This is a genomic window from Leucobacter ruminantium (assembly GCF_017565705.1).
Lineage (GTDB): Bacteria > Actinomycetota > Actinomycetes > Actinomycetales > Microbacteriaceae > Leucobacter > Leucobacter ruminantium.
The window spans coordinates 1-18,813 of the sequence record NZ_JAGDYL010000027.1 but is presented as its reverse complement, the minus strand read 5'-3'; the positions used below and the strand labels follow the sequence as shown (position 1 = coordinate 18,813).

Here is an 18,813-nt window from a genome sequence, read left to right as displayed (position 1 = left end):
CGAGGGCCTGAGGCCGCGTGAACGACGCAGACCCGACCGGCGGCGTGGTCGGCGGCGGCGTGTTCGAGAACGCCCGCCTACGAATTCGTCCCGCCGCGCCGCGAGCGCAGCAGCTGCAAACGCTCCTCGAGCAACTCCTCGAGCTCCTCGCGCGTGCGCCGCTCGATCAGCATGTCCCACGGCGTGCGCTGCGACGACTCCTTCTCCTCGAACTCGGCGCGGGCGGTGCGCCCTGCCTCGTCGTCGAGGAAGCCGACCTCGCCGCTGCGCTGATCGACCCACTCGGCCGGCGGCTCGGCGTCGGCATCGAAGGTGACCGTGAAGCGGTTGCCGCGATCCGTCAGATACTCGACCGTGCGCCGCGCCGAGAGCTCCACCCCGGCCTCACCCTGCAGACTCGTCGATCCGATGCGCGTCCCTCGTAACGTCCGATCGGCCATGCTGGACCTCCTCGTAGGTGGCACCATCTTCGGTGACGTTCGGTGCGGGAAGCCCCGCGGTTCGGGACGACCCTGCCGTACTTGGCAGCGTAGCGGGTTCATCCGGGCGCCGACACCCCTATCGCCGGATTCGCGCGACGGTTCCATTACGCTGGAGGCACCATTCCAAACGACGAGGAGCATTCGTGACTCAGATTCTTGAACCGGGCAGTCTCGCGGGCCGCCGCGCACTCGTGACGGGATCCTCCCGCGGCGTCGGCGCAGACACCGTGCGCTACTTCGCGGAGGCCGGCGCCGACGTGGTCGTGAACTTCCGCAACAAGGCGCCGCGAGCGGAGAAGCTCGCCTCTCAGCTCCGCGAGCTCGGCGTTCGCGCGCTCGTGCAGGGAGCCGATCTCACCGATCCCGAGTCGGTCGGCGCGATGATGGCGGCGGTGCGCGAGGAGTTCGGCGGGCTCGACATTCTCGTGCTCAACGCCTCGGGCGGCATGGAGAGCGGAATGGCAGAGGACTATGCCCTGAAGCTCAATCGCGACGCGCAGCTCGCCGTGCTCGACGCCGCGCTGCCGCTCATGGGCGAGGGATCCCGTGTCGTGTTTGTCACGAGTCACCAGGCGCACTTCATCCGCACGACGCCGACCATGCCGGAGTACGTGCCGGTCGCTGAGTCGAAGCGTGCGGGCGAGGACGCGCTGCGCGAGCGCATCCCGGAGCTCGAGGAGCGAGGGATCGGCTTCGTCGTCGTATCGGGCGACATGATCGAGGGCACGGTCACGGCCACGCTGCTCAACCGGCTGAACCCCGGCGCGATCGAGGAGCGCCGCGAGCAGGCGGGCAAGCTCTACAACGTCGCGGAGTTCGCAGCCGAGGTCGCGCGGGCCGCCGTCGACCCGGTTCCGGCCGACCACACGCGCCTGGTGGGCGACACCTCGAGCTTCAACGGCGAGTAGCGAGCGCTATCAGGGATCCAACCGTCGTTCGATAATCGAACACGCTTCGCGGCGTGTTTCCGACTATCGGACGGCGGTTTTTCCGTCCCTCGTTTCGGTGCGAAGACATCTGTGTTTCGGTCGTGTTTCGCGGTCTTCTTCCGTGCGGCTCGAAGGAGTCAGTGGCGCAGAATATTCGGTAATGGCGGCTAACGATCGGATATGCGTTAATAATGTGCGTTCAGGGCGCATTTCGGCCGAATTACCGAGTGGTAAATTTGCCGCATGATTCACCGACCCAGCAACCGGAGCCCCCGCCTCGCCCCCGCGGGGCCCGTCGGGCTGTACGACCCGGCAGACGAGCGCGACGCCTGCGGCCTCGCATCGGTGGTCTCGCTGACCGGCGAGGCGAGCCACCGGATCATCGCACTCGCCCTGGAAGCGCTCGAGAACCTCGAGCACCGCGGCGCCGTCGGCTCCGACGCGGGTACGGGCGACGGCGCAGGCATCCTCAGCGACATCCCCGATCTGCTCATCAGGGAGGAGCTCGCCGAGCAGGATCCCTCGCTCCGGCTGCCGGCTCCGGGAGACTACGCAGCCGGCCTCGTCTTCCTGCCGACGGCCTCCACGGAGCGCCAGGCGGCGCGCTACCGCATCGGCGCCATCGCCTCGGAGGAGGGGCTGTCGGTGCTCGCCTGGCGCGGCGTGCCCGTGCGTCCCGAGGTGCTCGGCGAGAGCGCGCGCCTCGCGAGCCCGGCGATCGAGCAGCTGATCCTCGTGCCCAGGCAGGGATCCGACGACCCCGCCGGCCTCAGCGGCTACGGCGCCGTGCCCGCGTCTCGGTCGATCGACGCCGACGAGCTCGAGCGCCGGGCCTACCGAGCCCGCAAGCGCATCCAGCACGAGACGGGCTGCTACCTGCCGTCGCTCTCCTCGCGCACGATCGTCTACAAGGGCATGGTCACGACCCTGCAGCTGCCCGGCTTCTACGCCGAGCTCTCGGACGAGCGCTTCACGAGCCGCTTCGCCATCGTGCACTCGCGCTACTCCACCAACACCTTCCCGTCGTGGCATCTCGCCCAGCCACTGCGGCTGGTGGCCCACAACGGCGAGATCAACACGGTGCGGGGCAACCGCAACTGGATGCGGGCACGCGAGGCGCAGCTCGCCTCCGACGTGCTCGGCGACCTGCGTCCGCTCACCCCGATCTGCTCGGAGGGCGGCAGCGACTCGGCGAGCTTCGACGAAGTGCTCGAACTGCTGGTGCGGGCCGGGCGATCCCTGCCCCACGCCCTCGCCATGATGGTGCCCGAGGCCTGGGAATCGGAGACGGGGCTGCACCCAGACCTCGTGAGCTTCCTCGAGTACCACTCCCTCGTCATGGAGCCGTGGGACGGCCCCGCCGCCATGATCGCGACCGACGGCAAGCAGCTCGTCGCCACGCTCGACCGCAACGGCCTGCGCCCCGGACGCTACCTCGTCACCGCAGACGGCATGATGGTGATCGCGAGCGAGACGGGTGTGCTCGACATCGCCCCCGACCGGGTCGTGCGCCGCGGCCGCCTCCAGCCGGGCCGCATGCTCGCCGTCGACCTCGCGAGCGGCGAGATCCGCGACGACGAGGCGGTGAAGGCCGAGCTCGCCGCGCTGGCGCCCTGGGGGGAGTGGCTCGAGGAGGGCCGCATCCGCCTCTCCGACCAGCCTGAGCGCGAGCACCTCGTGCACCCGCCCGCCTCGATCAGCCGCCGCCAGCGCACCTTCGGCTACACCGAGGAGGAGCTGCGCCTGCTGCTCACCCCGATGGCGCGCGACGGCATCGAGCCGATCGCCGCCATGGGAACCGACACGCCCATCGCGGCGCTGTCGGAGCGCCCCAGGCTCGTCTTCGACTACTTCGTGCAGCAGTTCGCGCAGGTCACGAACCCGCCGCTCGACGCGCTGCGGGAGGAACTCGTCACGAGCCTCGTCACCAGCATCGGCCCGCAGGAGAACCTGCTCGCGCAGTCGGTCGAGCACGCGCGCCAGGTGATCCTCGACTTCCCGGTCATCGACAACGCGGCGCTCGCGCGCATCCAGCACTTCGCAGACGACCCCGAGCGCGAGCGCGCCGTCACCATCCGCGGGCTCTACGCCGTCGACTACGACGCCAAGGGCCTCGCCGATCGGCTCGAGGCCATGTGCTGGGAGGCGAGCGCGGCGATCGAGGCGGGCGCCGAGTTCATCATCCTCTCCGACCGAGACTCCAACAAGGACCTCGCCCCCGTGCCCTCGCTGCTCGCAGTGTCCGCCGTGCACCACCACCTCATCCGCGAGGGCCAGCGCATGCGCGTCTCCCTCATCGTCGAGGCCGGGGACGTCCGCGAGGTGCACCATGTCGCAGCGCTCATCGGCTATGGAGCGGGCGCGGTCAACCCGTATCTCGCCATGGAGACGGTCGGGCTGCTCGTGCGCGAGGGATCCCTCCCGGGAATCACCGAGGAGGAGGCGGTCGCCAGGCTCATCAAAGCCCTCGGCAAGGGCATGCTCAAGGTCATGAGCAAGATGGGCATCTCGACCGTCGCGTCATACTGCGGCGCCCAGACCTTCGAGGCCATCGGACTCTCGCAGCAGCTCGTCGACCGCTACTTCACGGGCACGGCCTCCAAACTCGGGGGCGTCGGTCTCGACGTCATCGCCGCCGAGGTCGCGGCCAGGCATCGCGCGGCCTACCCCGACGACCCCGCCGCCCTCGCCCACAAGCGGCTCGAGACCGGCGGCGAGTACCGCTGGCGCCGTGGGGAGGAGCCGCACCTCTTCGACCCGCAGACCATCTACAAGCTGCAGCACGCCACCCGCACGGGCCGCCGCGAGATCTTCGCCGAGTACACGGCGCGCGTGAACGAGCAGCAGGAGCGCCTCATGACGCTGCGCGGGCTGTTCAAGTTCTCGCCGCAGCGGCCCCCGGTGCCGCTCTCCGAGGTCGAGCCGGTGAGCGAGATCGTGAAGCGCTTCGCGACCGGGGCCATGAGCTACGGATCCATCTCGCCCGAGGCGCACGAGACCCTCGCGATCGCGATGAACAAGCTCGGCGGCAAGTCGAACACCGGCGAGGGCGGCGAGGCGGAGGACCGCCTCCTCGACCCCGAGCGCCGCAGCGCCATCAAGCAGGTGGCCTCGGGGCGCTTCGGCGTCACCTCCATGTACCTGACGAACGCCGACGAGATCCAGATCAAGCTCGCCCAGGGCGCCAAGCCCGGCGAGGGCGGGCAGCTGCCCCCGCAGAAGATGTACCCGTGGATCGCGCGCACCCGCCACGCGACGCCGGGCGTCGGCCTCATCTCGCCGCCTCCCCACCACGACATCTACTCGATCGAGGATCTGAAGCAGCTCATCTTCGACCTCAAGCGGGCGAACCCCTCTGCGCGCATCTCCACCAAGCTCGTCGCGCAATCGGGCATCGGCCCGGTCGCGGCGGGCGTCGCGAAGGCGCTGTCCGACGTGATCCTCGTCTCCGGGCACGACGGCGGCACCGGCGCGAGCCCCATGAACTCGCTCAAGCACGCTGGATCGCCGTGGGAGCTCGGCCTCGCCGAGGCGCAGCAGACCCTCATGCTCAACGGACTGCGAGAGCGGGTCGTGCTGCAGGCCGACGGCCAGCTCAAGACCGGCCGCGACGTGGTCGTGGCCGCCCTGCTCGGCGCGGAGGAGTTCGGCTTCGCGACCGCCCCGCTCGTCGTCTCCGGCTGCATCATGATGCGCGTCTGCCACCTCGACACCTGCCCCGTGGGCGTCGCCACGCAGAACCCCGAGCTGCGCGAGCGCTTCACGGGCCGGGCCGAGCACGTCGTCAACTTCTTCCGCTTCATCGCCGAGGAGGTGCGCGAGATCCTCGCATCGCTCGGCTACCGATCCCTCGCCGAGGCCGTCGGCGACACCGCGGCCCTCGACGTCGACGACGCTATCCGCCACTGGAAGGCCGAAGGCCTCGACCTCACCCCGGTGCTGCGCGGCCCCGTCTTCGCCGACGACGAGCCGCGGTCGCACGGACGCGAGCAGGATCACGAGCTCGGCGCGCACTTCGACAGCGGTCTCATCGAGATGGCCGCCGATGCGCTCGAGCGACGCGAACCCGTCGTGATCGACCTGCCCATCCGCAACATCGACCGCGCAGTCGGCACGATGCTCGGACACGAGGTGACGCGCCGCCACGGCGCGCAGGGCCTCGCGCCCGAAACGATCGACATCACGCTCACGGGATCGGCCGGGCAATCGCTCGGCGCCTTCATCCCCGCGGGCATCACGCTGCGGCTCATCGGAGACGCCAACGACTATGTCGGCAAGGGCCTCTCGGGCGGCGAGATCGTGATCCGCCCCCACCCGGAGGCCGCCCATGCGGCATCGGGCAACGTCATCGCGGGCAACACGATCGGCTACGGCGCCACGAGCGGCAGCCTCTGGATCGCCGGCACGGTGGGCGAGCGATTCCTGGTGCGCGGCTCGGGTGCGACCGCCGTCGTCGAGGGAACCGGCGACCACGCGCTCGAATACTTCACGGGCGGCTTCGCCCTGATCCTCGGGCAGACGGGGCGCAACATCGGCGCGGGCATGTCGGGAGGCGAGGCCGTGATCCTCGATCTCGACGCGTCCGACGTGAACTCGGCCGAGCTCGCGAGCGGCGCACTCATGCTGCAGCCCGTCGACCAGGTGCTGCGCGAGAAGATCGGAGCGCTGCTGGGGCGGCACCTGGAGCAGACCGGATCCGAGCTCGCGCGGACGCTGCTCGACGACATCGAAGCCGACCCGGAGCGCGCCTTCGCCCGCTTCACCCGGCTGATCCCTCGCGGCTACTCGCGGGTCCTCGAGATCCGAGTCCGCGCGAACGAACAGGGCATCGACCCCGATGACGAACGGGTCTGGTCCGAGATCCTGGAGGCGACCCATGGCTGATCCCCAAGGCTTTCTGAAGGTGCGCGAGCGCGAGCTCGCTCCCAAACGGCCGGTCGCGCTGCGGCTCAAGGACTGGCGCGAGGTCGTCGACCCCGCCGACCCGAAGCTCGTCGTGCGGCAGGCGTCGCGCTGCATGGACTGCGGCGTCGCCTTCTGCCATCAGGGCTGCCCGCTCGGCAATCTCATCCCGGAGTGGAACGACCTCATGTTCCGCGGGCGCGAGCGCGAGGCGATCGACAGACTGCACGAGACCAACAACTTCCCGGAGTTCACCGGCCGCGCCTGCCCCGCGCCCTGCGAATCGGCCTGCGTGCTCGGCATCAACCAGCCGGCCGTCACGATCAAGCAGATCGAGAACAGCATCATCGACCAGGCGTTCATGAACGGCTGGGTCGTGCCGCAGCCGCCGTCGCGGCTCACCGGGAAGACGGTCGCCGTGGTGGGCTCGGGCCCCGCCGGCCTCGCCGCGGCCCAGCAGCTCACGAGGGCCGGGCACACCGTCGCGGTCTACGAGCGCGACGAGGAGCCCGGCGGCCTGCTGCGCTTCGGCATCCCCGACTTCAAGCTCGAGAAGATGCTCGTGACGCGTCGCATCGAGCAGCTGAAGGCCGAGGGCACGCGCTTCCGCTGCGGCATCGAGATCGGCCGCGACATGTCGTGGACCGAGCTGCGCCGCCGTTTCGATGCGGTGGTCGTCGCCACGGGCGCGACCGTGCCGCGCGAGCTGCCCCTGCCCGGCCGAGAGCTCACCGGCGTGCGCTACGCCATGGAGTATCTGACGGCCGCCAACCGGCGCCTGAACTCGCCCGAGGAGTTCCCGCTGCCCGGCGAGCTCGACGCCGCGGGCAAGCACGTCGTCGTGATCGGCGGAGGCGACACGGGCGCCGACTGCATCGGCACCGCGCACCGCCAGGGCGCCAAGTCGGTCACGAACCTCGCCATCGGCCGCCGCCCCTCCGAGACGCGCACCGATGCGCAGCCGTGGCCGGTGCATCCGACGCTCTTCGAGGTGTCGAGCTCGCACGAGGAGGGCGGCGAACGGCGCTACCTCGCCTCGACCGTCGAGTTCGTGGGGGAGGACGGTGCGGTGCGCGGCCTGCGCGTCGCCGAGACCGGCTTCACCGAGGAGGGCCGCGTGCCGATCCCGGGCACCGAGCACCTCATCGACGCCGACCTCGTGCTCATCGCCATGGGTTTCACCGGCCCCGAGGAGATCGAAGACCCCGCTCAGCGCCTGCCGCGCGATACCCGGGGCTCCTTCACGAGGGAGAAGGACTACTCGACCGAGCTGCCCGGCGTCTTCGTCGCGGGCGACGCCGGTCGCGGCCAGTCGCTCATCGTGTGGGCCATCGCCGAGGGGCGCGCCGTCGCGGCCTCCGTCGACCGCTACCTCACGGGGGAGAGCGTGCTGCCGAGCCCGGTCACCGCGTTCGACCGCGCCTTCGCGTAGGGCGGGCGACCGGCACGGGAATGGGCGGCGCCGGGATATCGTTCTCGAAGGAGCGGGGCGCCGACCGATGGGCGTCCGCTACGAGAACGGAGACGGATATGACTGCGGTGACGGTGATCGGCGGAAGCGGCTACGCTGGAGCGCACATCGTGGAGGCGGCCGCCGTGCGCGGCCTCGAGGTCACGAGCCTCAGCCGGGGAGAGACCGCCGAGCAGGTCGCCGGCGTGCGATACCTCAGGGGATCCCTGCTCGACGCGGCCGACCGGGCACGGGCGCTCGACGGAGCAGACGTCGTGATCGCGGCCGTATCGCCGCGCGGTGACATGGCGGGCCGGGTGCGCCCGGCGATCGCCGCGCTCGCCGCGGACGCGGCCGAGGCCGGCGTGCGACTCGGCGTGATCGGCGGCGCGGGATCGCTGCTGCAGGAGCCGGGCGGCGACCTCGTCATGAACGGCCCCGACTTCCCCGAGGAGTTCAAGGCCGAGGCGCGCGAGATGGGCGAGGTGCTCGACGACCTGCGGGCGGCTCCCGAGGCTCTCGACTGGTTCTTCGTCAGCCCGGCGGGCTCGTTCGGTCCCTGGGTCGCGGGGGAGTACCGCGGGGAGTACCGGGTGGGCGGCGACGTGCTGCTCGTCGACGAGTCGGGCGAATCGGCGATCTCGGGAGCCGACTTCGGCGTCGCCGTGGTGGACGAGATCGAGGAGCCTGCGCACCGTCGCGAGCGCTTCACCGTCGCCTACTGAGCGAGCCGGGCAGCGGACGCGGGCGAGGGATCTCCGGTGAGCGGGATCCCTCGCCGCGCCGGTAGCCTGGGTGCCGTGGAAGAACGACTGATCGACCTGCTCCGCGCCGACCTCGACGCAGCCGAATACCGGACGGACGCGGTGGAGGCCCTGCTCGGGCAGGCCGCGGACACGGCCCGTGCGCGCGGGGTGTTCGCCCCGGCACGGCGCGTGCTCGCGGAGCGCGATCCCTCGCCCCTCGCGACGCTCGTGCGCGTGTTCCTGATCGGCGAGCGGGTGGACGCCGCGACGCTCGGGGAGGCCCTGCCCGCGCTCGGCGCGGCGGGAGCGATCGAGCTCGGCCTCGTCTCCGAGGACGCTGCGCAGGATCCCGCAACGGGCCCGGAAGGCGGCCTGCGCGCCGCGCTCTCGCTGAACCCGGTGCGGATCGCCGACGCGTGCGCCGGGCGCGAGGTGGAGTGGCGCGTGATCTCGGACCTCGACGACCAGTTGCGCCGCGGTCCCGCCCGGCCCGACCACGTGATGGGCGTCGGCGGCGCGACGCGATCCCTCATCGCACAGGCGCCGCCCGGGATCGCACAGGCCCCGCCCGGAGAGACCGCGCGCTGCCTCGACCTCGGTACGGGCTGCGGCATCGTCGCGATGCACCTCGCGCTGCGCGGCCCCGTCGTCGCGACCGACATCTCCGAGCGCGCCCTCGCGCTCGCGCGGGCCAACGCCCGGCTCAACGGTGTCGAGGGGATCGAGTTCAGGCGGGGCGACCTCTTCGCTCCCGTCGCGGGGGAGCGCTTCGAGCTGATCCTCTCGAACCCGCCGTTCGTGATCACGCCGCGCGAGGAGGGAGCGCCCGTCTACGAGTACCGCGACGGCGGCCTCGCAGGCGACGAGCTCGCCGCCCGCGTGATCCGCGAGGCGTCGGCGCACCTCGTACCGGGTGGCACCCTGCTGTGCCTCGCGAACTGGGAGACGCCGTGGGGCGGCAACGGGCTCGAGCGCGTGCGCGGCTGGGTGGCGGAAGCAGCCGAGGCGGGCGAGGCCGGCCCGCTCTCCGGCTGGGTGATCGAGCGCGATCGCGTGAGCCCCGAGCAGTACGCGGAGACCTGGGCGCGCGACGGAGGAGCACGCCCGGGCGATCCCGCATTCGAGGCGATGCTGGAGGCCTGGCTGCGCGACTTCGCCGAGCGCCGGGTCGTCGCGATCGGGCTCGGATCGGTGCGGGTGCGGCGGGAGCCCGACGGCGCGGCGGAGACGCTGGTGCACGCCGAGCAGGCGATGGGCGCCTTCGTCGACGGGGCCCTCGTCGGATCCCTCATTGACCGCGCCTTCGCCTGCGGCATCGCCGCGGAGCGCATGAGCGACGCCGAGGTGCTCGCCGAGCGGTGGGTGCGCGACGCCGCGGTGGTCGAGGAGCGGACGCACCGGCCGGGGGAGGAGGACCCGACGGGGATCGCGCTCGTCACCGACCGGCCGATCGCCCGCCGCGTCGCGGCCGACACGCTGCTCGCCGCCGCGATCGGCGCCTGCGACGGCGAGCTCGCGCTCGGGCAGATCGCCGACGCGCTCGCGACCATCCTCGAGGTCGACGCAGACGCGGCCTCCGAAGCGCTGGTCGCGGGAGTCCGCGAGCTCGCCTGGCTCGGGATGCTCCGGCGCTGAGCGGCGAGGGGTCCCTGCGCCGGGTCGGGATCCCTCCCCGCAGCCGCTGCCGCAGCGGCCGCCGCACCGGGAGCGCAGCCGCGCCTCGGTAGACTGGTCGGGTGATGCGAACCATTGATCTGCGGGGGCGCGAGCTCACCCGGGCCGACCTGCTGAAACTCGTGCCGCGCGCCGCGCTCGGCGCGGAGGTCGCCGTCGAGCGCGTGCGGCCGCTCGTCGCCGACGTCGCGGAGCGGGGCGAGGCCGCGCTCCGGGAGCAGGCGCGCGACTTCGACGGCGTCGAGGGCCACGCCCTTCGCGTGCCAGCCGAGGCGATCGCCGCGTCGCTCGTCGACTGCCCGCCCGAGGTGCGCGGCGCGCTCGAGGAGCTGATCGCGCGCCTGCGTCTCGGGTCGGCCGCGCAAGTACCGGCCGAGCGCGTGACCCGCTTCGCCGGCGGCGCCACGATCACTCAGCGCTGGCAGCCGGTGTCGCGGGTGGGCCTCTACGCGCCCGGGGGCAAGGCCGCGTACCCGTCCTCGGTCATCATGAACGCCGTCTCCGCCCAGGTCGCCGGCGTGCCGAGCCTCGCGCTCGCCTCGCCCGCGCAGCGCGACAACGCCGGCCTGCCGCACCCCGCCGTGCTCTGGGCCGCCGCGCTCTGCGGTGTCGAGGAGGTCTACGCGATCGGCGGAGCCGGTGCGATCGCCGCCTTCGCCCACGGGGTGACCGAGATCGGCCTCGACCCCGTCGACGTGGTGACGGGTCCCGGCAACGTCTTCGTCGCCGCCGCCAAGCGCGTGGTCGGCGGGCTCGTCGGCATCGACTCGGAGGCGGGCACGACGGAGATCCTGGTCATCGCCGACGCGTCGGCGGAGCCGGGCTTCGTCGCGGCCGACCTCATCAGCCAGGCCGAGCACGACGAGGCCGCGGCATCCGTGCTCGTCACCGATTCGGCCGAGTTCGCGGAGCGCGTGCTCGCGGAGGTCGAGCTGCGGGCCTCGCGCACCCGCCACGCCGAACGCGTGGCCACGGCGCTGGGCGGTCCGCAGTCGGCCGTGATCCTCGTCGACGACCTCGCGACTGCGGCCCGGGTGAGCAACGCCTACGGGCCCGAGCACCTCGAGATCCAGACGCGCGACGACGAGCGAGTGCTGGGCGGGATCACCGACGCCGGCGCGATCTTCGTCGGCGGCTACACCCCGGTGAGCCTCGGCGACTACCTCGCGGGTTCGAACCACGTGCTGCCGACGGGCGGAACCGCGCGCTTCTCCGCCGGGCTCGGTGCACACACCTTCCTGCGCCCGCAGCAGATCATCTCCTACGACCGCCCGGCCCTCGCCGAGGTCGAGGCCCCGCTGCTCGCCCTCGCCGCAGCCGAGGGGCTGCCCGCGCACGGCGAGGCGGTGAGCGCGCGCTTCGATGGCTCGGACGCAGGCACGGGGGAGGACGCCTGATGCACTGCCCGTTCTGCCGCCACCCGGATTCCCGCGTCATCGACTCCCGCACCGCCGACGACGGCCTCTCGATCCGCAGGCGCCGTCAGTGCCCCGAGTGCGGGCGTCGCTTCACCACGACCGAGACCGCGAGCCTCACCGTCATCAAGCGCTCGGGCGTCGTCGAGCCGTTCAGCCGCGAGAAGGTGATGAGCGGCGTGCGCAAGGCGTGCCAAGGCCGTCCCGTCACCGACGCCGATCTCGCCGTGCTCGCCCAGCAGGTCGAGGAGTCCGTGCGCTCGAGCGGCATCGCCCAGTTCGACGCCAACGAGATCGGCCTCGCCGTCCTGCCGCACCTGCGCGAGCTCGACGAGGTCGCCTACCTGCGCTTCGCGAGCGTGTACCAGGCGTTCGAATCGCTCGACGACTTCGACTCGGCGATCGCCGAGCTGCGTGCCCATCCGGCGGGCGAGGGATCCGCCACGACCCCCACGGAGGCCTGACCCCATGCGGCTCTACCCCCTGCTCTTCTCCGCGGCACTGCGCCGCATGGATCCCGAGCGGGCCCACCACCTCGCCTTCCGCGTGATCCAGGCCGTGCCCCTCGCGGGGGCGATCGCGCGACGCGTGTGCGCGCCCGATCCCTCGCTGAAGGTGCGCGCCCTCGGCGTCGACTTCCCGAGCCCCTTCGGCCTCGCGGCCGGCTTCGACAAGAACGCCGAGGGCATCATCGGCCTCGGCGACCTCGGCTTCGGCCATGTCGAGGTCGGCACTCTCACGAGGCACGCGCAGCCGGGCAACCCGAAACCGCGCATGTTCCGGCTCGTGGGAGACCGCGGCCTCATCAACCGCATGGGCTTCAACAACGGCGGATCGGTAGCGGCGGTTCCGCGCATCGAGCGCGCGCGCCTGCGCAGGCACCGCCCCGTGATCGGCGTGAACATCGGCAAGAGCCGCGTCACCGAGGTCGAGAACGCGACCGACGACTACGTCTGGAGCGCGCAGCGCCTCGCCCCCGTCGCCGACTACCTCGCCGTCAACGTCAGCTCGCCCAACACGCCCGGCCTGCGCGGTCTGCAGGAACTCGAGAACCTCGAGCCGCTGCTCGCCGCGGTCAAGGAGGCGGCGGGCGCCACTCCGCTGCTCGTGAAGATCGCACCCGACATGGGAGACGAGCAGATCGACGGCATCGTCGCGCTCGCCGTGCGGCTCGGGCTCGACGGCATCATCGCCACCAACACGACGATCTCCCGCGACGGGCTCACCGCCTCCGATGCTGAGGTCGAGGCCATGGGGGCGGGCGGTCTCTCGGGGGAGCCGCTGCGCGAGCGGTCACTCGAGGTGCTGCGACGCATCCGCGCGACCGCGCCCGGAGCCGGCTTCTGCGTGATCTCGGTCGGCGGCGTGGCCACCGCCGACGACGTGCTCGACCGTCTGCGCGCCGGCGCGACGCTCGTGCAGGGCTTCACCGCCTTCATCTACGAGGGACCGTTGTGGGCGAGGGCCGTCAACCGCGGTCTGCACCGCGCCGGATGGCGGCAGGCGGGCTAGCTCGGGAACTGCCCCCGCTTGACCTGCGGCTTCGGAGCGCGGAGCGGGCGGAACTGCAGGGCGCGCATCGCCGCGTACCACTTGAATCCCGGCTGCACGTTGCCCTTGCCGAACTTGGCGACCAGCTTCTTCTGCAGCCGCAGGCCGAGCAGCACCGCGTCGATGATGGCGAGACCGACGAAGGCCCAGATCGCGATGAGGCTGACCACCTGCATGATGCCGGGGATGAAGGTCATCACGAGCACCACGAGCATCGCCGGGATCAGCAGCTCGCCGACGCTCCAGCGGGCGTCGACGTAGTCGCGCACGTAGCGGCGCTGGGGGCCGCGGTCGCGCGGGGTCAGGTAGCGCTCCTCGCCCGCCATCATGCCGAGCCGCGCGCGCTCGCGCGCCTCGGCCTGCTGGCGCCGCTGCTCCTTGAGCATCGCCTTGTCGCGCGAGCCGACGATCGGCCTCGCGTTCGCCGCCTCAGCCTGCTTGCGGCTGGGGGTGGGTCGGCCCTTGCCGACCGGGGTCGACTCGTCGCCGGTGCCGCCCGACTTGTCAGCGCCCTTCTGTGCCACGCCTGTCCCTCCGAGATGCGCTCGCGCGCGTGTGTGTGCGAATTCAGATGTTCCGATGTGCAGGGCCGGGGGTCGGCCGCGTGCGTACCGACCCAGCCTACCCCGAGCGAGTGCGTCGCGTCGGCGTACCCGCGGACGCCGTCGGCGGTAGACTCGAAGGGATATACGACACGCGACCGAAGGAGTGGGTCACATGAGCACGGAGACGATCTCTTCCGAGACCGCCGGGGGCATCGCCACGGAGGAGCGCGCGCACGGCGTGACGCTCAGCGAGGGGGCCCGCGAGAAGGTGCGCAGTCTGCTCGCCCAGGAGGGGCGCGACGATCTTCGCCTCCGCATCGCGGTGCAGCCGGGCGGGTGCTCGGGGCTGATCTACCAGCTGTTCTTCGACGAGCGCGAGCTCGAGAACGACGCGATCGTCGACTTCGACGGGGTCGAGGTCGTGGTCGATGCGATGAGCATCCCGTACCTCGACGGCGCCTCGATCGACTTCGAGGACACCATTCAGAAGCAGGGGTTCACGATCGACAACCCCAATGCTCAGGGCAGCTGCGCTTGCGGCGACAGTTTCAGCTAATCATCAGATCTTTTTCCGGCCGCCGCGACACCCGTGGCGTGTTCGGGAAACGCTCAGCTTCGCGCTAAGCTAATCAGTGAGTCATCAGCTTCGCCTGCGTCCTCGCAGGTTCGACAATGTTTCGAAAGGTATGCGGTGCGTTCCAATCGTCGAATGAAATGGGTCGCGGCCCCGGTGGCACTCGCGGCCGCCCTGGCGTTCGCAGGCTGCACGCCCGAACAGCAGCGCGGCTTCCTGCCCGCGGGCTCCGAGGGGGCCACCAACCACACCTCCGGCATCACCGGCCTGTGGGTGACCTCGTGGGTCGTGCTGCTCGTCGTCGGCGTCATCACCTGGGGCCTCGTCATCTGGGCCACGATCGTCTACCGTCGCCGCAAGGGGCAGACCGGGCTGCCGGTCCAGCTCCGCTACAACATGCCGATCGAGACCTTCTTCACGATCGTCCCGGTCATCCTGGTCATCGGCTTCTTCGCCTTCACCGCCCAGGAGCAGTCGAAGATCGAGGCGCGCTACGACAACCCCGAGAACATCGTCGAGGTCTACGGCAAGCGCTGGTCGTGGGACTTCAACTACGTGAACGACGACGTCTTCTTCCAGGGCGTCCAGGTGCAGACGAACTCGGACGGCTCCGCGCAGGAGTCGACGATGCCGGTGCTGTACCTGCCGGTGGACAAGACCACGGAGATCCGCCTGGAGACCCGCGACGTCATCCACTCCTTCTGGGTCGTGGACTTCCTCTACAAGAAGGACATGATTCCCGGGCAGACCAACTACATGAGCTTCACGCCGACCAAGACGGGCACCTTCATCGGCAAGTGCGCCGAGCTCTGCGGTGAATACCACTCGATGATGCTCTTCGAGGTCAAGGTCGTCGAACAGGACGAATACGACGACTACGTCGAGTCGCTCCGCGAGGCCGGCAACTCCGGTCAGGTCGGTGAGGATATCAACCCGAACCAGGACCGCTTCCACGGCGACGAGTCGCGCGCTGAAAACGAAAACCAGACGAATAGCGAGAAGAACTGATGAAGAAGGGCAATGTCATCGTCTCGTGGGTGACCTCCACGGACCACAAGGTGATCGGGTACATGTACCTGATCAGCTCCTTCGTGTGGTTCCTGATCGGCGGCCTCATGGCGCTCCTGATCCGCGCCCAGCTGTTCGCGCCGGGCCTCGAGGTCATCCCGACCAAGGAGCAGTACAACCAGCTGTTCACCATGCACGGCACGATCATGCTGCTGATGTTCGCCACCCCGCTCTTCGCGGGCTTCGCGAACGTGATCATGCCGCTGCAGATCGGTGCTCCCGACGTCGCCTTCCCGCGACTCAACGCCTTCGCGTTCTGGCTCTACACCTTCGGATCCCTCATGGCGGTCGGCGGCTTCCTCACGCCGCAGGGTGCGGCATCGTTCGGCTGGTTCGCCTACGCTCCGCTGTCCGACATGACTTACTCGCCGGGCGTCGGCGGCAACCTCTGGGTGCTCGGCCTCGGCGTCAGCGGCTTCGGCACGATCATGGGCGGCGTGAACTTCATCACCACCATCATCACGATGCGCGCGCCCGGCATGACCATGTGGCGCATGTCGGTGTTCACCTGGAACACGCTGATCACCTCGATCCTCGTGCTCCTCGTCTTCCCCGTGCTCGCCGCCGCCATGTTCGGCCTCGCAGCCGACCGCATCTTCGGCGCGCAGATCTACAGCGGTGAGGGCGGCGCCATCCTCTGGCAGCACCTCTTCTGGTTCTTCGGCCACCCCGAGGTGTACATCATCGCGCTGCCGTTCTTCGGCATCGTCTCCGAGGTGTTCCCCGTGTTCAGCCGCAAGCCGATCTTCGGCTACAAGACGCTGATTTACGCGACCATCGCCATCGCGGCGCTCTCGATGACCGTCTGGGCTCACCACATGTACGTGACCGGTTCCGTGCTGCTGCCGTTCTTCGCGCTGATGACCATGCTCATCGCGGTGCCGACCGGCGTGAAGATCTTCAACTGGATCGGCACGATGTGGCGCGGTTCGATCACCTTCGAGACGCCCATGCTCTGGTCGCTCGGCTTCCTGGTGACCTTCGTGTTCGGCGGCCTCACCGGCGTCATCCTCGCGTCGCCGGCGCTCGACTTCCACCTCTCCGACACCTACTTCGTCGTGGCGCACTTCCACTACGTGGTCTTCGGAACGGTCGTCTTCGCGATGTTCGCGGGCTTCTACTTCTGGTGGCCCAAGTGGACCGGCAAGATGCTGAACGAGCGCCTCGGCAAGGTGCACTTCTGGCTGCTGTTCATCGGCTTCCACACGACCTTCCTGGTGCAGCACTGGCTCGGCGTCATGGCCATGCCGCGCCGCTACTACACCTACCTTCCCGCCGACGGCGTGACCTGGGGCAACCAGATCTCGACGGTGGGTGCGATGATCCTCGGCGCATCGATGATTCCGTTCCTCCTGAACGTCTACATCACGGCCCGCCGGGCCCCGAAGGTCACCGTGGACGATCCTTGGGGCTTCGGCCGCTCGCTCGAGTGGGCGACCTCCTGCCCCCCGCCGCGCCACAACTTCACCTCGATTCCGCGCATCCGTTCGGAGTCTCCGGCGTTCGACCTCCACCACCCCGAGGTCAGTGGTATCGTGCAGCCCGTTCGTGCAGAGGCCTCCCAGGCCGAGCTCGCCGAGCAGAAGTGACGTCCGAGGAGAACTGAGTCATGAAATCCAACATCGTCATCTTCTGGATCCTGACGGCCTACATGGTCATCCTGGCCACGGTCTACACCGGGTGGAACGTGATGCTGCACGGGCGACCCGAGTGGGTCGGCAGCGTCGCAATCCTCCTCTCCGGCGGCCTGACCGGCTTCATCGCCTTCTACCTCGGACTCGTCCAGAGGAAGCAGGGCGGCGTGCTCGTCGAGGACCTCGAGGACGCCGACATCGACGACGGAGACCCCGAGCTGGGCGAGTTCAGCCCGTGGAGCTGGTGGCCGCTGGTGCTCGCCTTCGGCAGCTCGCTCGTGGTGCTCGGTCTGTGCGTAGGCTTCGACTTCTGGCTCAGCTTCCTGGCCCTGCCGGTCGTGCTGGTCAGCATCGTCGGCTGGGTGTACGAGTACTACCGCGGGCACTTCGCCCGCTGAGGGATCAGCACTTGAGCATCATCATCCGCCGCGGCCGGAGCGAGGACGGGAATGCCGTCTTCGCTCTGGCCCGCCAGTTCTCCACCGGGCGCGAGCCGATCGGCCGCGACGAGTTCCTCGTCGCCTACGACAACGTGCTGCGTCACCGCGACCAAGAGACCAACGTGCTCTTCGTCGCGGTTCTCGACGAGCAGGTCGTGGGCTACTCTCTCATGACCGTCTCCCGTCTGCTGCACGCCCCGGGGCTGACGGCTCACCTGCAGGAGATCGTCGTCGACGAGGGATCGCGCGGCCACGGCGTCGGTGACCGTCTCATGCAGGCCAACGAGCACTACTGCATGGGGCGCGGAGTGCGCCAGCTGTCCGCGTCGACCGCGCGCATCGGCTCCTTCTACAACCACCGCGGCTTCGAGGCCGTCGGCGAGCACTATCGCAAGATTCTCGAACTGGGTTGAACCGGTGTCCGAGCGTCGTGCGCGCAGAAGACCCGGTGAGAATCGCGAACGCCTGATCGAGGCCGGACTCATCGAGTTCGGCCTCTTCGGCTATCACGGCGCGTCCACAGCCGCTGTGGCGCGTCGCGCGGACGTTCCTCAGCCTCACGTCTACGCGAGCTTCCGGACGAAGCAGGAGCTCTTCCTCGCGTGCTTCGCGGCCGCGCGAGCGGCGATCGCGGCGGCACCCGACGAGGGTCTCCCAGAGCGGAGCTGTCGCTTGATGCTTCAGGCCTATGCGGCCTCGGGCGACCCTGAGCTCCGCGAGGCCTTGAGCGGCGATCTCGCGGCCTTGCGGGAGGCTCTGGGGGAACGTCGTCTCGGAGCGCTGTTGCTCGAGGCTGCGCGCTCGCTGAGCGAGGGATCAGCCGCCGGCTAGGATCCCTCGTCTCGGACTGAGGCGCAGCCCCGAGATCTCAGCTCTCCGGAGGCGGGGGCTCTTCGACCCGGCTGATCCTGTCCACAGCCGCGTCCTCCGCGGCCTCATCGTCGCCGAAGCGCTGGACGGCGGGATCGAGATCGCGTCGGTGGGCCCGCGAGCTGGTGAACTCCCAGCCGCCCCAGACGCAGATCGCAGCGCAGACGGTCGCCGGCACGATGAGCTCGAGCGGCCACGGCGCTCCCTCTGCCAAGAGCGGAGCGAGGAAGAGCGCCGAACTGCTCGCGCCGACGGCGGCTCCGAGCGTCGCGAACACGCAGCGGTGCAACCACCGGTTCGGCCGGCGCCGCAGCAGCCTGCCGAGCAGATAGGCGAGCGGGCCGCCGTAGATCACCCAGACCGCCGTCGCGACGAGTCTGGCATAGCCCATCGCGACGGGGAGGTAGGCGGATTCAACCGGTCAACGCAATGGGTGCTGTGAGATGAAGCAGACGTTGATCTCAGGAGGCATCGGTTGCAGGGCAAGCATGGTCATCTCAGTCGTGAGCAGAAGCAGCTCGCGCTCCGTCTCC

Annotated in this window: 17 protein-coding genes; 14 read left to right on the top strand and 3 right to left on the bottom strand. The window is 70.1% G+C overall.

All coding sequences use genetic code 11. The features are described from left to right. Positions 1-77: 77 nt before the first annotated feature. A complete protein-coding gene (locus J4H91_RS13180) occupies positions 78-440 on the bottom strand; it encodes an RNA polymerase-binding protein RbpA (RefSeq protein WP_208046724.1) in 363 nt (120 codons plus the stop codon). 185 nt (positions 441-625) lie between these two features. On the opposite strand from J4H91_RS13180, the gene J4H91_RS13175 reads away from it, so the two are divergent. The 8 genes from J4H91_RS13175 (at position 626) to J4H91_RS13140 (ending at position 13,110) form a co-directional block, all read left to right on the top strand. Then, positions 626-1,390: an SDR family oxidoreductase gene (locus J4H91_RS13175; RefSeq protein WP_208046723.1), complete on the top strand. Its 765-nt coding sequence runs from the start codon at positions 626-628 to the stop codon at positions 1,388-1,390. A 264-nt stretch (positions 1,391-1,654) separates the two neighbouring features. Then, complete coding sequence (gene gltB / locus J4H91_RS13170; RefSeq protein ID WP_208046722.1) at positions 1,655-6,295, top strand: glutamate synthase large subunit; 4,641 nt, start codon at positions 1,655-1,657, stop codon at positions 6,293-6,295. Further along, positions 6,288-7,745, top strand: coding sequence for a glutamate synthase subunit beta (locus tag J4H91_RS13165; RefSeq protein ID WP_208046721.1), 1,458 nt, complete (start codon positions 6,288-6,290; stop codon positions 7,743-7,745). Before gltB ends, J4H91_RS13165 begins: the two co-directional genes overlap by 8 nt. A gap of 98 nt (positions 7,746-7,843) precedes the next feature. Further along, the gene (locus tag J4H91_RS13160; protein WP_208046720.1) at positions 7,844-8,488 is read left to right on the top strand and encodes an NAD(P)-dependent oxidoreductase; all 645 of its coding nucleotides are present in this window, start codon (positions 7,844-7,846) and stop codon (positions 8,486-8,488) included. A 75-nt stretch (positions 8,489-8,563) separates the two neighbouring features. Next, positions 8,564-10,144 carry a DUF7059 domain-containing protein gene (locus tag J4H91_RS13155; RefSeq protein WP_208046719.1) on the top strand — a complete coding sequence of 527 codons (1,581 nt, stop codon included), beginning with the start codon at positions 8,564-8,566 and terminating at the stop codon, positions 10,142-10,144. 104 nt (positions 10,145-10,248) lie between these two features. Further along, positions 10,249-11,580, top strand: a complete 1,332-nt coding sequence (gene hisD / locus J4H91_RS13150; protein ID WP_208046743.1) for a histidinol dehydrogenase — start codon at positions 10,249-10,251, stop codon at positions 11,578-11,580. Beyond that, the gene (nrdR, locus tag J4H91_RS13145) at positions 11,580-12,062 is read left to right on the top strand and encodes a transcriptional regulator NrdR (protein WP_208046718.1); all 483 of its coding nucleotides are present in this window, start codon (positions 11,580-11,582) and stop codon (positions 12,060-12,062) included. Before hisD ends, nrdR begins: the two co-directional genes overlap by 1 nt. A gap of 4 nt (positions 12,063-12,066) precedes the next feature. Further along, positions 12,067-13,110, top strand: a complete 1,044-nt coding sequence (locus tag J4H91_RS13140) for a quinone-dependent dihydroorotate dehydrogenase (protein WP_208046717.1) — start codon at positions 12,067-12,069, stop codon at positions 13,108-13,110. Here the strand turns inward: J4H91_RS13140 and J4H91_RS13135 are convergent. Then, positions 13,107-13,673, bottom strand: coding sequence for a DUF3043 domain-containing protein (locus tag J4H91_RS13135; protein ID WP_208046716.1), 567 nt, complete (start codon positions 13,671-13,673; stop codon positions 13,107-13,109). The genes J4H91_RS13140 and J4H91_RS13135 overlap by 4 nt on opposite strands. Before the next feature lie 193 nt (positions 13,674-13,866). Between J4H91_RS13135 and J4H91_RS13130 the strand changes: the two genes are divergently transcribed. The 6 genes from J4H91_RS13130 to J4H91_RS13105 all read left to right on the top strand — a co-directional run bounded on the left by J4H91_RS13130 (position 13,867) and on the right by J4H91_RS13105 (position 18,241). Further along, a complete protein-coding gene (locus J4H91_RS13130; protein ID WP_208046715.1) occupies positions 13,867-14,250 on the top strand; it encodes a HesB/IscA family protein in 384 nt (127 codons plus the stop codon). 153 nt (positions 14,251-14,403) lie between these two features. Then, positions 14,404-15,276, top strand: a complete 873-nt coding sequence (gene ctaC, locus J4H91_RS13125; protein ID WP_208046714.1) for an aa3-type cytochrome oxidase subunit II — start codon at positions 14,404-14,406, stop codon at positions 15,274-15,276. Continuing rightward, positions 15,276-16,925, top strand: a complete 1,650-nt coding sequence (gene ctaD / locus J4H91_RS13120; protein ID WP_208046713.1) for an aa3-type cytochrome oxidase subunit I — start codon at positions 15,276-15,278, stop codon at positions 16,923-16,925. Before ctaC ends, ctaD begins: the two co-directional genes overlap by 1 nt. 20 nt (positions 16,926-16,945) lie before the next feature. Continuing rightward, positions 16,946-17,368: a cytochrome c oxidase subunit 4 gene (locus J4H91_RS13115; protein ID WP_208046712.1), complete on the top strand. Its 423-nt coding sequence runs from the start codon at positions 16,946-16,948 to the stop codon at positions 17,366-17,368. An 11-nt stretch (positions 17,369-17,379) separates the two neighbouring features. Continuing rightward, positions 17,380-17,823 carry a GNAT family N-acetyltransferase gene (locus J4H91_RS13110; protein ID WP_208046711.1) on the top strand — a complete coding sequence of 148 codons (444 nt, stop codon included), beginning with the start codon at positions 17,380-17,382 and terminating at the stop codon, positions 17,821-17,823. A gap of 4 nt (positions 17,824-17,827) precedes the next feature. Continuing rightward, a complete protein-coding gene (locus J4H91_RS13105) occupies positions 17,828-18,241 on the top strand; it encodes a TetR family transcriptional regulator (RefSeq protein WP_208046710.1) in 414 nt (137 codons plus the stop codon). Positions 18,242-18,278: 37 nt separating this feature from the next. Here J4H91_RS13105 and J4H91_RS13100 read toward each other — a convergent pair whose 3' ends face one another. Continuing rightward, positions 18,279-18,671, bottom strand: a complete 393-nt coding sequence (locus tag J4H91_RS13100; RefSeq protein ID WP_208046709.1) for a hypothetical protein — start codon at positions 18,669-18,671, stop codon at positions 18,279-18,281. Between the last annotated feature and the right edge of the window lie 142 nt (positions 18,672-18,813).

Excerpts from the sequence above, each read along its gene's own strand:
- J4H91_RS13165 (WP_208046721.1), top strand. The coding sequence starts at position 6,288 with ATGGCTGATCCCCAAGGCTTTCTGAAGGTGCGCGAGCGCGAGCTCGCT.
- nrdR (WP_208046718.1), top strand. The coding sequence starts at position 11,580 with ATGCACTGCCCGTTCTGCCGCCACCCGGATTCCCGCGTCATCGACTCC.
- gltB (WP_208046722.1), top strand. The coding sequence starts at position 1,655 with ATGATTCACCGACCCAGCAACCGGAGCCCCCGCCTCGCCCCCGCGGGG.
- J4H91_RS13100 (WP_208046709.1), bottom strand. The coding sequence starts at position 18,671 with ATGGGCTATGCCAGACTCGTCGCGACGGCGGTCTGGGTGATCTACGGC.
- J4H91_RS13140 (WP_208046717.1), top strand. The coding sequence starts at position 12,067 with ATGCGGCTCTACCCCCTGCTCTTCTCCGCGGCACTGCGCCGCATGGAT.
- hisD (WP_208046743.1), top strand. The coding sequence starts at position 10,249 with ATGCGAACCATTGATCTGCGGGGGCGCGAGCTCACCCGGGCCGACCTG.
- J4H91_RS13115 (WP_208046712.1), top strand. The coding sequence starts at position 16,946 with ATGAAATCCAACATCGTCATCTTCTGGATCCTGACGGCCTACATGGTC.
- J4H91_RS13160 (WP_208046720.1), top strand. The coding sequence starts at position 7,844 with ATGACTGCGGTGACGGTGATCGGCGGAAGCGGCTACGCTGGAGCGCAC.
- ctaD (WP_208046713.1), top strand. The coding sequence starts at position 15,276 with ATGAAGAAGGGCAATGTCATCGTCTCGTGGGTGACCTCCACGGACCAC.
- ctaC (WP_208046714.1), top strand. The coding sequence starts at position 14,404 with ATGAAATGGGTCGCGGCCCCGGTGGCACTCGCGGCCGCCCTGGCGTTC.
- J4H91_RS13130 (WP_208046715.1), top strand. The coding sequence starts at position 13,867 with ATGAGCACGGAGACGATCTCTTCCGAGACCGCCGGGGGCATCGCCACG.
- J4H91_RS13180 (WP_208046724.1), bottom strand. The coding sequence starts at position 440 with ATGGCCGATCGGACGTTACGAGGGACGCGCATCGGATCGACGAGTCTG.